The following is a 14,687-nucleotide window of genomic DNA, read 5'->3' as shown; positions in this document are numbered from 1 at the left end:
ACCTACTGTCGTCACCACGACGAGGTTGACATAACTATAACCCTCAGCCTGAGGGTCAGGGTTCCAGCCTCGACCACTTCCCCGCCGCACGATCCACCACCCACCCCAGATCTCTCACAGAAAAGGTGAAGCCGCCGTGGCAGCTGCACAGAACTACCTGGCCATCATCAAGGTGGTCGGTATCGGCGGGGGCGGTGTCAACGCCGTCAACCGGATGATCGAGGTCGGCCTCAAGGGCGTCGAGTTCATCGCCATCAACACCGACGCCCAGGCGCTGCTCATGAGCGACGCCGACGTGAAGCTCGACATCGGCCGCGAGCTCACCCGCGGCCTCGGCGCCGGCGCCAACCCCGACGTGGGTGCCCAGGCGGCCGAGGACCACGCCGAGGAGATCGAGGAGGTCATGAAGGGCGCCGACATGGTCTTCGTGACCGCCGGCGAGGGCGGCGGCACCGGCACGGGCGGGGCGCCGGTCGTCGCGCGCATCGCCCGCTCGCTGGGCGCCCTGACCATCGGCGTGGTCACCCGCCCGTTCGCCTTCGAGGGTCGTCGTCGCGCCGGCTCGGCCGAGCACGGCATCGCCCAGCTGCGCGACGAGGTCGACACCCTCATCGTCATCCCCAACGACCGGCTGCTGTCGATCAGCGACCGCAACGTCTCGGTCCTCGACGCCTTCAAGCAGGCCGACCAGGTGCTGCTGCAGGGCGTCTCGGGCATCACCGACCTGATCACCACTCCCGGCCTGATCAACCTCGACTTCGCCGACGTGAAGTCGGTGATGGCCAACGCCGGTTCTGCGCTGATGGGCATCGGCTCGGCCCGCGGCGAGGACCGCTCGGTGGCTGCTGCCGAGATGGCGGTCTCCAGCCCGCTGCTCGAGGCCAGCATCGACGGCGCCCACGGCGTGCTGCTCTCGATCGCCGGCGGCTCCGACCTCGGCCTGTTCGAGATCAACGAGGCGGCGGCGCTCGTGGCCGACGCCGTGCACCCGGAGGCCAACATCATCTTCGGTGCCACCATCGACGACGCCCTGGGCGACGAGGTGCGGGTGACGGTGATTGCCGCGGGCTTCGACGGCGGCCAGCCCAAGCCGGCCACCGAGGGCAACGCCCTGCGCAAGCCGGTGGCGGAGGCAGCGCCGGCGCGCCAGGCCGTGCCCGCCGCGGCCGTCGCCAGCACGCCCTCGGCGCCGAGCGAGGCCGTCCGGCGTCGCGAGGAGCCCGACACCGCGGTGCGCGAGGAGCGTGCCCCGGCCCCGGCAGCGGCGCCGGCACCGGCCCCCGAGCCGACCCGCGCTGCGACGCCGACCGAGGCCGCGCGCCCCGCGCCGCGCACGCCGGTCTACGACGACGACGAGCTGGACGTGCCCGACTTCCTGAAGTGACGGTGCCCGTCCCTGACTCGCGCCACCCGAACGCCCCGCAGCCTCCCGGCCGTGGGGCGTTCGGCCGCCCCGAGCCCGGGCCCGTCCGTGCCCTGACCCGTGGAGGAGGATCGCCCACCGTGTTCTGGTTTCGTGAGCAGTACCGTCCCGACGCCGAGCGGCGAGGCGTGGGCGTCGCCTTCACCGACGCCTCCCTCGACGTGCAGGGCACCCGCCCCGGCTTCCCCGGGGTGCTCGACCGGCTGGTCGCCGAGACCGGCGTGCGCGGGTTCGGGCGCGCCAACCAGGTGCACGGCGACACCGTCGTGCACCTCACCGAGCCCAGCCCGCCGCCGCAGGCCTCTCCGGGGCTCTTCCCGGACGCCGACGCCCTGGTCACCGCCACCCCCGGGCTGGGCCTGATGGTGCGGGTCGCCGACTGCGTCCCCGTGCTGCTGGCCGACACCCGGGCCGGCGTCGTGGGCGTGGCCCATGCCGGTCGCGCCGGCGTGGTGCTGGGCGTCGTCGAGCGGGCCGTCGCGGCGATGGCCGAGCTGGGGGCGCGCGAGCTGCGGGCGTGGATCGGGCCGCACGTGTGCGGGGCCTGCTACGAGGTGCCCGCCGCGATGCGCGAGGAGGTCGAGCGCCGCCGACCCGGCACCGCTGCCACCACCCGCTGGGGCACGCCCTCGATCGACCTGGCGGCGGGCGTCCGCGCCCAGCTCGACGCGCTGGGCGCCCACGTCGTCGAGGTGGGCGGCTGCACCCTCGAGGAGCCGCGCCTGCACTCCTACCGTCGCGACGGCGCCGCCTCCGGTCGGCTGGGAGGCTTGGTGTGGTTGACGCAGGCCGAGGCGACGGAAGGTGCCGGATGAGCCAGGGGAGTGACGTGCACAGGGATGACGTGCACAGGGATCAGGCGCAGCACGACGAGCGCGGTGAGGCGGTGGCCCAGGGCCTGGCGCGCGTGCGCGCCCGGATCCACGAGGCGGCGGCCGTGTCCGGGCGCCTGCCCGAGGACGTGCGGCTGGTCGTCGTCACCAAGTTCTTCCCGGCCTCCGACGTGCGCATCCTGGCGTCGCTGGGGGTCACCGAGGTGGCCGAGAACCGGCACCAGGAGGCGCAGGCCAAGGCCGAGGAGTGTGCCGACCTCGGGCTGGCGTGGCACTTCGTCGGGGGACTGCAGAGCAACAAGGCCGCGGCCGTGGCCCGCTACAGCGCCGCCGTGCACTCCCTGGACCGCGCCAAGCTCGTGGGCCCCCTCGACCGCGGCGCCGGCGAGCGCGGCGAGCCGCTCGACGTGCTCTGCCAGGTGAGCCTCGACCCGCCCGGCGCCGACCACCGCAGCGGTGTCGAGCCCGACCGGCTCGCCGCGCTGGCCGAGCGGGTCGCGCAGGCCGACGCGCTGCGACTGCGCGGACTGATGGCGGTCGCGCCGCTCGACGAGGACCCCGCGGCCGCCTTCGACCGCCTGGCCGCGCTGCGCGAGGCGTTCCTGCGCGACCACCCCGGCGCGGGCTGGCTCTCGGCGGGCATGAGCGGCGACCTCGAGCAGGCCGTGGCGGTCGGCGCGACACACGTGCGCGTCGGCTCCGCGGTGCTCGGTTCGAGGCCCTGATTCCAGTACTGTCCAAGAACCACCGATGCGGCCCCGACCGGGGCCGCCCGAACAGCGGAGGCACAACGTCATGAGCGGTGCGATGCGCAGGATCGGCGAGTACCTCGGCCTGCTCGAGGACACCGGCGACTACGACTCCTACGAGGGCGACGACCGCCGCGCCACGCAGGAGACCGCGCCGGTCCGGGCCGAGCGGCCCGCGCGCCGGGCCCCGGAGGCGGCCGCCGGCGTGGTCGAGGCCGAGCGCCCCGCGGCCCCGGTCGCCGACCTGAGCGAGCGTCGGCGGGTGGCCCCGGCTCCCGTGATGGCGCCCGCTGCGGCCGCGGCGGCGGAGCTGTCCCGGATCACCACGCTCCACCCGCGCACCTACAACGAGGCGCGCACGGTGGGGGAGAACTTCCGCGAGGGCACCCCGGTGATCATGAACCTCTCCGAGATGGACGACGCCGACGCCAAGCGGCTGGTCGACTTCGCGGCCGGTCTGGTGTTCGCCACGCGTGGCTCGATCGAGCGCATCACCAACAAGGTGTTCCTTCTCTCACCGCCGAACGTCACCGTGGCGGCCGAGGAGAAGGAGCGCATCGTGGCAGGCGGCTTCTTCAACCAGAGTTGAGCACGTCGGGGCACGTGCACGCCTGCGTCCGGTTCGGGTCGCGGCACCTGCGCCACGTAGGCTGGGCGTCATGATCGTCGGCCAGATCTTCCACGGCATCCTCGTGGTGTTCATCGGTCTGCTGTGGGTGCGCTTCGTGGTCGACTGGGTGCAGGTCTTCGCCCGGTCGTGGACCCCACGCGGCCCGCTGCTGGTGGGCCTCGAGGGCGTCTACAGCACCACCGACCCACCGATCCGGGCCCTGCGCCGGGTGGTTCCGCCGCTGCGGCTGGGATCGGTGGCGCTCGACCTGAGCTTCCTGCTGGTGATGGTGAGCGCCTACGTGTTGCTCTACGTCAACCGCTCGGTGTTCTTCTAGGAGTTCTCCGAGGAGCACCTGACCGGCCCCGTGGGAGGCCCCCGTGAGGCCGCTCCCGTCACCGGGGTCACACCAGCCCCAGACAGCCGCTATTGTTCGCCGACAAGTAAGGACTACCGACCAATGAATTGGGTGAGGTCATGCCACTGACTCCTGAGGACGTGAGCAACAAGCGCTTCACGCCCGTGCGACTCCGGGAGGGGTACGACATGGGTGAGGTCGATCAGTTCCTCGACGAGGTCGAGGCCGAGCTCGCTCGCCTCACCAAGGAGAACGACGAGCTGCGCTCCAAGCTGGCTGCCGCGCAGTCCGGTGCCGCCGCTGCCCCGGCCCCGGTCGAGGCCTACAGCCCGCCGAAGCAGCCCGAGCCCGAGCCGCAGCAGGCACCGCCGCCGCCCCCGGCTCCGGTCGCCACCCCGGCCCCCGCGGCCGCCCCCGAGACCATCCGGGTCGAGACCGTCCCCGAGGCCTCCAACGCCGCGGCACGGCTGCTCGAGATCGCGACGCGCAACGCTGACGAGCTGGTCGACGAGGCCAAGAACGAGGCCGACAAGATCGTGGGCGAGGCCCGCACCAAGGCCGAGCGCCTCGAGAGCGAGTCCAAGAGCAAGGCCGACCGGCTGGAGTCCGACGCCCGCTCGCGTGCGCAGATGCTCGACGCCGAGACCGCCGAGCGTCGTCAGCAGCTCTTCGGCGACCTGGAGAAGGAGCGCGACAAGCTCAACGTCGACGTCGAGAACCTGCGCTCCTTCGAGCGCGAGTACCGCTCGCGTCTCAAGACGTACTTCACCCAGCAGCTCGAGGCCCTGCAGGGCAGCTCGGAGACGCCGGCTCCCAACGAGGACACCCCGGCGCCCAAGCGCCTGCGGTCGATCCTGGGCGACGAAGAGGGCTGAGCCACCCGGCTCCACGACACCTCAGCACCACGGCGACGGCCGGTTCCCCTCGGGGGCCGGCCGTCGTGCCGTCCCCGGGCGAGCCTGTTTGGAAGCCCGTGCCCGAGCCGTTACCCTCCCCGCATCCCGCAGGTACGGGCCGGCGGAGCTCTGAGGAGGCCACAAGTGGCGCGCAGCAGCACGAGGACGTTGGCCGGTCAAGCAGCCTCGGCCGCCCGCTCGGCCATCTCGCGGGGGGCGAAGAAGGCCGCCAAGACCGCCACGGGCGCCGCGAAGGCCGCGCCGGCGAAGAAGTCGGCCCCGGCGGCGAAGAAGGCGGCGCCCGCGAAGAAGGCTGCGCCCGCGAAGAAGGCTGCGCCCGCGAAGAAGGCTGCGCCCGCCAAGAAGGCTGCGCCGGCCAAGAAGGCGGCGCCCGCGAAGAAGGCCGCGCCGGCGAAGAAGGCTGCGCCCGCGAAGAAGGCCGCGCCGGCGAAGAAGGCTGCGCCGGCGAAGAAGGCTGCGCCCGCGAAGAAGACCGCGCCCGCGAAGAAGGCCGCGCCCGCGAAGAAGGCCGCGCCCGCGAAGAAGGCTGCGCCCGCGAAGAAGACCGCGCCCGCGAAGAAGACCGCGCCGGCCGCGAAGAAGGCTGCGCCGGCCGCGAAGAAGACCGCGCCCGCCAAGAAGATCGCGCCCGCCAAGAAGGCCGCCCCGGCCCAGCTGGCCGTCCGGGAGGACGAGTCGGCTTGGACCTCCGCCGAGCTCGAGGAGGTGCTGGGGGAGCTGCGCGAGCAGCAGCAGCACTCCAGCGAGATCGTCGCCACCCAGGAGTCGGAGCTGTCCGGGCTGCTGCGCGACGCCGGCGACGGCGCCGGGCACGACCAGGCCGACATGGGCGCCTCGAGCTTCGAGCGCGACCACGAGCTGACCGTCCTCAACAACGAGCGGGACAAGCTGGCCCAGATCGAGCGGGCGCTGGCGCGCATCGAGGACGGCACCTACGGACGCTGCGAGTCATGCGGGGAGCCGATCGGGAAGATGCGGTTGATGGCCTTCCCGCGTGCCACACTGTGCCTGACATGCAAGCAGCGCGAGGAACGCCGGTAGAGCCCGACCAGCCTGACGGGGCGGCCTCGCCCGGTCGCCCACGTCGACGGGCTGCCCTGCTCACGCTGGTGCTGGTGGCCGGCGTCCTGTACGCCGTCGACGTCGTCACGAAGGTGCTCGCGGTCGAGCGACTGCGCGGGCAGCCCGACGTCCCGCTGGTCGGCGACCTCCTGGTCCTGCACTTCACGACCAATCCCGGCGCCGCCTTCAGCACCGGCACCGAGTACACGGTGGTGCTCTCCTGGGTGGCGCTCGTCGCGGTCCTGGTGGTGCTCTGGCTCAGCCGCCGGGTCGCCAGCGTGCTCTGGGGCGTGGCCCTGGGGCTGCTGCTGGCCGGTATCGGGGGCAACCTGACCGACCGGTTGCTGCGCGAGCCGGGTCCGTTCCGCGGGCACGTCATCGACTTCCTGATGCTCCCCAACTGGCCGGTCTTCAACATCGCCGACATGTGCATCAACGCCGGCGCTGCACTCGTGCTGGTGCAGGCCTTCCGGGGTGTCCGCATCGACGCCACGCGCGAGCCCGAGCGGCCCGCCAAGCGACGCCGTGGCGAGCGGGCCGGCGAGGAGTCAACCCCGGAGACGACCTCGACCGAGCGGGAGGCGAGCGCGTGACCCAGGCCGACTACCGCACCCTGCACGTGCCCGAGGGTCTCGCGGGCGAGCGCGTCGACGCCGCCATGGCGAAGATGCTCGGGCTCTCGCGCACCCGGGCCGCAGAGCTGATCGCGCAGGGACTCGTGGTGCTCGACGGGGACCCCGTGGCCAAGAGCGACCGCGTCCTGCCCGGGGCGCTGCTCGAGGTGACCATGCCGGTGGTGGCCGACCCGCTCGAGGTGACCCCCGAGATCGTCGAGGGCATCTCGATCATCCACGACGACGACGACATCGTCGTGATCGACAAGCCGGTCGGCGTCGCGGTGCACCCCTCGCCCGGCTGGCAGGGGCCCACCGTCGTCGGCCACCTGGCCGGCGCCGGGTACCGGATCTCCACCAGCGGAGCCTCCGAGCGCCAGGGCATCGTCCAGCGCCTCGACGTCGGCACCTCGGGCGTGATGGTGATCTGCAAGTCCGAGCGCGCCTACTCACGGCTCAAGAACGCCTTCCGCGAGCGCACCGTCGACAAGACCTACCAGGCGCTCGTGCAGGGGCACCCCGACCCCCTCGAGGGCACGGTGGACGCCCCGATCGCCCGGCACCCCGGTGCCGACTACAAGTTCGCGGTGCTCGACGGCGGCCGTCCCAGCGTCACGCACTACAAGACGCTGGAGGCCCACCGCTACGCCAGCCTGCTCGAGGTGCACCTCGAGACCGGGCGCACCCACCAGATCCGGGTGCACATGTCGGCCCTGAAGCACCCGTGCGTCGGCGACCTCACCTACGGCGCCGACCCCACGCTCGCGGCTCGGCTGGGGCTGCAGCGCCAGTGGCTGCACGCGGTACGGCTGGGCTTCGAGCACCCGGGATCCGGGGAGCAGGTGAGCTTCGAGTCCGCACCGCCGCAGGACCTGGCCCGCGCCCTCGAGATCATCCGCGATGCCCACTGACCCAGTCCGGGGACCCGTGCGAGCCGACCTGGTGATCCGTCCCGCGCACGACGGCGACGCCGCCGCGCTGGCCGGGATCCACGTCGCGGCGCGCCGCGCCGCCCCCATGCCCGACCCGGTCCACCCGGACGCCGTCGTGCACGAGCACCTGGCTCGCGCCATCGCGCGTGCCGGGTCGGGGGACGGCGGACGCGGTGGGCACGAGGTGTGGGTGGCCCAGGAGGCGCGGGGCCGCGTGGTCGGCTACCTGCGGTTGGACGACGCCTGGCTCGAGGACCTCTACGTGCACCCGGCCGCGGCCGGTGCCGGCGTCGGCTCGGCGCTGCTGGGGCTGGCGCAGGCCGCCCGTCCCGCGGGGTTCAGCCTGTGGGTCTTCGAGTCCAACGCCCCGGCGCGAGCCTTCTACGCTCGTCACGGCCTGGTCGAGCTGGAGCGCACCGACGGCTCGGAGAACGAGGAGCAGGCGCCCGACGTGCGGATGGCCTGGTCCGGCGTCGACCCGGTCGGCTACCTGCGCGGGCTCATCGACGACGTCGACGAGCAGCTGGGGCGGCTGCTGGCGCGTCGGGCGGCCCTCACCGCGGCCGTCCAGCCCCACAAGCGGTCGCCGGGTCGCGACCTGGCCCGGGAGCGGGCGATCGCGGTGGCGATGGCCGCCCACGCGCCCGGCCTGGGCGTGGAGCGGCTGGAGCGGATCGTGCACACCGTGATCACCGAGAGCCTCGCGGCGGCTGCGGACGGCCCGCCTGCCGAGCCGGGTGTCGGCGGTGCCTGACACCATCGGCCCACGCCGTCGCGTAGGCTGACGACCCTTCCCCGGACAGGTCGGCCGGTCGCCTCGCGCGAGGGCTGCGCACCACTGTCAGACCGCCGCACCACCCGTTCCACGCACGCCGCCGACCGCCCCGAGGAGACCTGAGTCCGCATGACGACAGGTGCCAGCGACAGCTTCGTCCACCTGCACGTGCACACCGAGTACTCCATGCTCGACGGCGCCGCGCGCCTGGGCGCGCTCACCCAGCGCGCCGCCGAGCTGGGCATGCCGGCGATCGCGATGACCGACCACGGCAACGTGTTCGGCGCCTACGAGTTCTACTCCAAGGCCAAGGCCGCCGGGGTCAAGCCGATCATCGGCATCGAGGCCTACTTCACCCCCGACATCAGCCGCTTCGAGCGCAAGCGCGTCAACTTCTACGACGGCGGCCCCGACGACGTCTCCAGCCGCGGCGCCTACACGCACATGACGCTGCTCTCGGAGTCCACCGAGGGCATGCACAACCTCTTCCGGCTCTCCACGGGCGCGTGGCGCGACGGCTTCTTCCAGCACCCCCGTGCCGACCGCGAGCTGCTCGCCCAGCACAGCAAGGGGCTCATCGGCACCACCGGGTGCCCCTCGGGCGAGGTGCAGGTGCACCTGCGCTACGGCAACTACGAGGCCGCGCGCAAGACCGCCGGGGACTTCCAGGACATCCTCGGCCGCGAGAACTACTTCCTGGAGCTGATGGACCACGGCCTCTCGATCGAGAACCGGGTCCGAGCGGGGCTGCTGCGGCTGGCCGAGGACCTGAAGATCCCGCTGCTGGCCACCAACGACTCCCACTACGTGATGAAGGAGGACGCGCCCAGCCAGGAGCACCTGCTGTGCATCAACTCCGGCTCCACGATGGACATCCCGGCCGGTGACGGCCCGGGCCAGCGCTTCGCGTTCTCCGGTGACGGCTACTACATCAAGTCCGCGGCCGAGATGCGCGAGCTCTGGCGCGACTACCCGGCCGCCTGCGACAACACCCTGCTCATCGCCGAGCGCTGCGACGTCCAGTTCTCCGAGGCCGTGGGCAAGTACATGCCCAAGTTCCCCTGCCCCGAGGGCGAGAACGAGGACTCCTGGATGGTCAAGGAGGTCGAGCGGGGGCTGCAGGCCCGCTACCCCGGCGGCATCCCGGAGGCCTCGCGCAAGCAGGCGGACTTCGAGATCACCGTGATCACCCAGATGGGCTTCGCCGGCTACTTCCTGGTGGTCGCGGACTTCATCAACTGGGCCAAGAACAACGGGATCCGCGTCGGCCCGGGCCGCGGCTCCGGTGCCGGGTCGATGGTGGCCTACGCGATGCGCATCACCGACCTCGACCCGCTCGAGCACGGCCTGATCTTCGAGCGCTTCCTCAACCCCGACCGCGTCTCGATGCCCGACTTCGACATCGACTTCGACGAGCGCCGGCGCGGCGAGGTGATCCGCTACGTCACCGAGAAGTACGGCGACGACCGGGTCTCCTACATCGTCACCTACGGCACCATCAAGGCCAAGCAGGCCGTCAAGGACTCCGCGCGGATCCTCAACTACCCCTTCGCGATGGGCGACCGCATCACCAAGGCCATGCCGGCCTCGGTGATGGGCAAGGACGTCCCGCTCAAGGAGATCTTCGACCCCCAGCACAAGCGGTTCGGCGAGGGCGGGGAGTTCCGCTCGCTCTACGACTCCGACAACGACGTCAAGAAGGTCGTCGACACCGCGATCGGCATCGAGGGCCTCAAGCGCCAGTGGGGCGTGCACGCGGCAGGCGTCATCATGTCGAGCGAGCCGCTGCTCGACGTCATCCCGCTGCTCAAGCGGCCCGCCGACGGCGCGATGATCACCCAGTTCGACTACCCGACGTGCGAGTCGCTGGGCCTGATCAAGATGGACTTCCTGGGGCTGCGCAACCTCACCGTCCTCGACGACGCCCTGCGCAACATCCAGGCCAACCGGGGCGAGACCGTGGTGCTCGAGGAGCTCGGTCTCGACGACCCCGCCACCTACGGCCTGCTCCAGCGCGGCGACACCCTGGGCGTCTTCCAGCTCGACGGCGGCCCGATGCGCGCGCTGCTGCGCTCCATGAAGCCCGACTGCTTCGAGGACATCTCCGCGGTCGGTGCGCTCTACCGCCCCGGCCCGATGGGCGCGGACTCCCACAACAAGTACGCCCGGCGCAAGACCGGTCGCGAGCCCGTGGAGGCGATCCACCCCGAGCTCGCCGAGCCGCTGGCCGACGTGCTGGGGGAGACCTACGGCCTGATCGTGTACCAGGAGCAGGTGATGGCGATCGCGCAGAAGCTCGCCGGCTACTCGCTGGGCCAGGCCGACATCCTGCGCCGCGCCATGGGCAAGAAGAAGAAGGAGGAGCTGGACAAGCAGTTCGCGGGCTTCTCCGCCGGCATGGTCGAGCGCGGGTACTCGATGAACGCCGTCAACAAGCTGTGGGAGATCCTGCTCCCGTTCTCCGACTACGCCTTCAACAAGGCGCACTCGGCGGCCTACGGACTCGTCTCCTACTGGACCGCCTACCTCAAGGCCAACTACCCGGCCGAGTACATGGCGGCCCTGCTGACCTCCACCAAGGACGACAAGGACAAGTCGGCGATCTACCTCAACGAGTGCCGCCGGATGCGCATCCAGGTGCTCCCGCCCGACGTCAACGAGTCGGCCAGCAACTTCACCCCGGTGGGGCACGACGTCCGCTTCGGGCTCACCGCCGTGCGCAACGTCGGCGCCAACGTGGTCGAGAAGATCGTCGAGGCGCGCGAGGCCAAGGGCCGGTTCGAGGACTTCAACGACTTCCTCGACAAGGTGCCGCTGGCGGTGTGCAACAAGCGGCTCATCGACTCCCTGGCCCGGGCCGGCGCCTTCGACGACATGAAGCACAAGCGGCGCGCCATCGTGGCGGTGCACGAGGAGGCCGTCGACAAGTTCGTCGACGCCAAGAAGAACTCCGACGGCGGCCAGGACTCGATGTTCGACCTGCTCGAGGCGGCCGACATCGGCTCGGCCGGCACCCGCGTCGACGTGCCCGACCACCTCGACGAGTGGGACAAGATGACGCTGCTCGGCCACGAGCGCGACATGCTCGGCCTCTACGTCTCCGACCACCCGCTGCTGGGCCTCGAGCACGTGCTCTCCCAAGGCACCGACTGCACGATCGGTCAGCTGATGACCGACGAGGAGCGCCCCGACGGCGCCATGGTCACCGTCGCCGGGCTGGTCACCGCGGTGCAGCGCAAGATCACCAAGCGCGGCGACGCGTGGGCGATGGTCACCCTGGAGGACCTCGAGGGTGCCATCGAGGTGCTGCTGTTCCCCAGCTCCTACCAGCTGGCCAGCCCCTTCCTCACCCAGGACGCGATCCTGACGGTCAAGGGCCGGCTCTCGCGCAGCAAGGACCAACCCGAGCTGCTCGGGCAGGAGGTCTCGGTCCCCGACCTCAGCGACGGACCGAGCGGTCCCGTGGTGGTCAAGCTGCCGCAGACCCGGGTCAACACCGACACGGTGGAGAACCTCAAGGACGTGCTGCGCACCCACCCCGGCGTCACCGAGGTGCACCTGAAGGTGCTGATGCGCGACAAGACCCTGCTCATGCGCATCGGTGACACCCACCGGGTGACGCCGAGCCCCGCGCTCTTCGCCGACCTCAAGCAGCTGCTCGGTCCGGGATGCCTGACCTGAGCACGTCGGCTGCCCCGAGCCCGTCGCGCTGGCGCGGCGCGGCCGTGCAGGCGGCACTGATCGTCGCGCTGCTCGCGCTCTGCGGCGCCGCGGCCGGATGGGTCTGGCACCGGCTGTGGGCCCCGGCACCGCCCGGGGTCGCCGTCGAGGGCAGGTGGATCCCGCTGCCGCCCGTGGGGTCGGCGGCGCAGTTCCAGGGCACGGGGTGGTTCGTGGTCGTCGCGGTGGCCACCGGTGTGCTGGTCGGGGTGCTCGTCGCGCTCCTGCTCAGCCGCGAGGAGCTCGTCTCGCTCGCCGCGGTGGTGGTGGGCAGCGTCCTGGCCACCTGGGTGATGTACCGGGTCGGCGTCGCGCTGGCGCCGCCCGACCCCGCACCGGTGGCCGCCGGGGCCGAGGACGGCACCCGGCTGCTGGGCACGCTGGCCGTCAGCGGTCGCAGCCCCTTCGCGGCGCTGCCGCTGGGGGCCCTGGTCGGTCTCGCACTCACCTACGTGGGCGTCCACCGACCCCGTGGTGAGCAGGCGGGGGATCCCCTGTCCGTGCGCTCGTCCGGGCGTGCGTCCGGGCACTCGTCCGGCGCCGCCGAGGTCGGCGGCTCGAGACAGGATTGAACGGGAACCAGGGCGGGTAGTCTCCCGTCCGACCGACGACCAGCCCGGTGACCTCGGGACCTCCCGGCCGGCGCGGTCATCGCCCGACGAGCCGACCGTGGCACGGACCGCACCCCGATCCAGCCCGAGCAGCCCAGCAGCCTGCCCGTAGACGACGCCCAGACAGGGAGTTCCCCGATGTCGACGAACCAGCCCCCCAGCGGCCCTCCGAGCGGCCCTCCCAGCGGCCCCCCGTCCGGACCGCCGTCCGGACCGCCGTCCGGCCCGCCCGCCGGTGGCGCCCCCGGCTGGGGTCCCCCCGCCGGACCCCCGGCAGCGCCCCCGCAGGGTGCTCCGGAAGTGCTCTCCCAGGGCGGTGGCGGCCCGCTGCCCCCGACCCCTCCGGCCGCGGGCAAGAGCGGCGGCGGTCGCCGCAAGGCGCTGGTCGCCGGTGGCGTCGTCGGCATCCTCGCCCTCGGTGGCGGCGCCTTCGCCGCCTACTCCTGGTTCTCCGGCACCGGCCCCCAGCCCGCCGAGGCCCTGCCCGCGAACACCCTGGGCTACCTCAGCCTCGACCTCGACCCCAGCGGCTCGCAGAAGATCGAGGCCTACAACACGCTCAAGAAGTTCCCCGCCATCGAGCAGATCTTCGACGAGGAGGGCGTGGAGGAGGGCACCGACCTGCGCCGCAAGCTCCTGGAGGAGGCCCTGGCCGAGGACGAGGAGTGCTCCCTGGACTACGACGAGGACATCGAGCCGTGGCTGGGTGAGCGCTTCGCCGTGGCCGCGATCAGCCAGGGCGAGGACGAGGACCCGGCCCCGGTCTTCGTCGTCCAGGTCAGCGACGGCGGCGCCGCCGAGGAGACCTTCGAGAAGCTCAACGAGTGCAGCGGCGACAGCGGGGGTGCCGGCTGGGCGATCGACGACGAGTGGGCCCTGGTGGCCGAGACCTCCGAGATCGCCGAGAGCGCCGCCGAGGGTGCGGCCGAGGAGAGCCTGGCCGACGACGCCGACTTCCAGAAGTGGACCTCGGCCGCGGGCGACGCCGGCATCGTGCAGGGCTACGCCTCGCCCGACGTGGGCAAGGAGCTGGCCGACGAGCTGGCGGGCCTGGCCTCGATGGGCAGCAGCATGGCCGAGATCCCCTCGGCGGCAGAGGTCTCGCCCGCACCGACCGGAGACATCTCCGAGTGCTTCGAGCTCGACCCCGTTGCCCAGTCCGAGGAGTTCCAGGCCTGCATCGAGGCCGCCGAGGGCGCAGGCGCCACGCCGGAGCCGACGGTGCCCGGCCTGCCCGAACCCGATGCCGACGCGATCGCCGCGATCTTCGAGGACTTCCAGGGCGGCGCCATGAACATCCGCTTCGCCGACGGCTCGCTCGAGGTCGAGGTGGCCGCCGACGGCAACCTGGGCAAGCAGTACGGCCTGAGCCCGAGCGAGGAGGGCGGTGCCGCCGTCGCGGCCCTGCCCGCGGACACGATGGTCGCGTTCGGCGCCGGGTTCGAGGACGGCTGGGGACAGTCGCTGATCGACTACTACAGCGCCTTCCTCGGCGAGGAGTTCGACCTCGAGGGCCAGATCGAGGCGCTGGAGTCGCAGACCGGTCTGGCGATCCCCGAGGACGTCGAGGCGCTGCTGGGCGACTCGATCGCCGTCGGCGTCAGCGCCGACATCGACTTCGAGGGGATGTCGGGCCCGGCCGACGCTCCGGTCGGTGCCCGGATCACCGGCGACCCCGAGGAGACCCAGCGCGTCCTGGACAAGCTGCTGGAGCAAGACCCCACCGGCATGGTCGGCGAGTTCCTCGGCACCGACTCCGAGGGTGACGTGCTGGCGATCAGCCCCAACGAGGGTTATCGCGAGGAGCTGCTGGGTGACGGCGGCCTGGGCGACAACGAGGTGTACCAGGACGTCGTCCGCGAGGACGCCGCCTCGGTGTTCTTCGTGAACTTCGACGCCGGCGACGGCGTGCTCGACAACCTCCTGGAGAGCGCCGGCGCGCCGGGCGAGGTGCGCGAGAACGCCGAGCCGTTGTCGGGCCTCGGCTTCACCGGGTGGCTGGACGACGACGACGTGGCGCACTCGGTGTTCCGCATGACCACCGACTGACCGCACGACCCACCGGCCGGCCCCGGCACCGCAC

The 14,687-nt window shown here is 72.2% G+C and carries 13 protein-coding genes; all 13 read left to right on the top strand.

The genetic code is table 11. The features are described from left to right. The first annotated feature begins 136 nt into the window (after positions 1-136). Positions 137-1,384: a cell division protein FtsZ gene (gene ftsZ / locus ABD948_RS17785; RefSeq protein ID WP_345268344.1), complete on the top strand. Its 1,248-nt coding sequence runs from the start codon at positions 137-139 to the stop codon at positions 1,382-1,384. A gap of 119 nt (positions 1,385-1,503) precedes the next feature. Beyond that, on the top strand, positions 1,504-2,238 hold the full coding sequence (locus ABD948_RS17780; protein WP_345268342.1) for a purine nucleoside phosphorylase YfiH/LACC1 family protein: 735 nt from the start codon (positions 1,504-1,506) through the stop codon (positions 2,236-2,238). A gap of 14 nt (positions 2,239-2,252) precedes the next feature. Then, entirely contained in the window at positions 2,253-2,981 is a 729-nt protein-coding gene (locus tag ABD948_RS17775) for a YggS family pyridoxal phosphate-dependent enzyme (RefSeq protein ID WP_345268340.1), read from the top strand. A 70-nt stretch (positions 2,982-3,051) separates the two neighbouring features. Then, positions 3,052-3,594 (top strand): cell division protein SepF, encoded by a 543-nt coding sequence (locus ABD948_RS17770; RefSeq protein ID WP_345268338.1) that lies wholly within the window; start codon positions 3,052-3,054, stop codon positions 3,592-3,594. A 70-nt stretch (positions 3,595-3,664) separates the two neighbouring features. Further along, a complete protein-coding gene (locus ABD948_RS17765; RefSeq protein WP_345268336.1) occupies positions 3,665-3,952 on the top strand; it encodes a YggT family protein in 288 nt (95 codons plus the stop codon). Positions 3,953-4,092: 140 nt separating this feature from the next. Continuing rightward, the gene (locus tag ABD948_RS17760) at positions 4,093-4,848 is read left to right on the top strand and encodes a DivIVA domain-containing protein (RefSeq protein ID WP_345268334.1); all 756 of its coding nucleotides are present in this window, start codon (positions 4,093-4,095) and stop codon (positions 4,846-4,848) included. A gap of 165 nt (positions 4,849-5,013) precedes the next feature. Continuing rightward, positions 5,014-5,931 (top strand): TraR/DksA family transcriptional regulator, encoded by a 918-nt coding sequence (locus ABD948_RS17755; protein ID WP_345268332.1) that lies wholly within the window; start codon positions 5,014-5,016, stop codon positions 5,929-5,931. A 74-nt stretch (positions 5,932-6,005) separates the two neighbouring features. Continuing rightward, positions 6,006-6,545, top strand: a complete 540-nt coding sequence (locus tag ABD948_RS17750; protein WP_345268330.1) for a signal peptidase II — start codon at positions 6,006-6,008, stop codon at positions 6,543-6,545. Next, positions 6,542-7,477 (top strand): RluA family pseudouridine synthase, encoded by a 936-nt coding sequence (locus ABD948_RS17745; protein ID WP_345268328.1) that lies wholly within the window; start codon positions 6,542-6,544, stop codon positions 7,475-7,477. The genes ABD948_RS17750 and ABD948_RS17745 overlap by 4 nt, the downstream gene beginning before the upstream one ends. Beyond that, positions 7,467-8,252 carry a GNAT family N-acetyltransferase gene (locus ABD948_RS17740; RefSeq protein WP_345268326.1) on the top strand — a complete coding sequence of 262 codons (786 nt, stop codon included), beginning with the start codon at positions 7,467-7,469 and terminating at the stop codon, positions 8,250-8,252. The genes ABD948_RS17745 and ABD948_RS17740 overlap by 11 nt, the downstream gene beginning before the upstream one ends. Before the next feature lie 150 nt (positions 8,253-8,402). Then, positions 8,403-11,954, top strand: a complete 3,552-nt coding sequence (dnaE, locus tag ABD948_RS17735) for a DNA polymerase III subunit alpha (protein ID WP_345268324.1) — start codon at positions 8,403-8,405, stop codon at positions 11,952-11,954. Next, entirely contained in the window at positions 11,942-12,565 is a 624-nt protein-coding gene (locus ABD948_RS17730; protein ID WP_345268322.1) for a hypothetical protein, read from the top strand. The genes dnaE and ABD948_RS17730 overlap by 13 nt, the downstream gene beginning before the upstream one ends. A gap of 339 nt (positions 12,566-12,904) precedes the next feature. After that, positions 12,905-14,653, top strand: a complete 1,749-nt coding sequence (locus ABD948_RS17725; RefSeq protein WP_345268319.1) for a DUF3352 domain-containing protein — start codon at positions 12,905-12,907, stop codon at positions 14,651-14,653. Positions 14,654-14,687: the final 34 nt, after the last annotated feature.

This window comes from Nocardioides nanhaiensis, assembly GCF_039542785.1.
In the GTDB taxonomy this organism is placed as follows: domain Bacteria; phylum Actinomycetota; class Actinomycetes; order Propionibacteriales; family Nocardioidaceae; genus Nocardioides; species Nocardioides nanhaiensis.
This window is presented reverse-complemented; position numbering and strand designations above follow the sequence as displayed.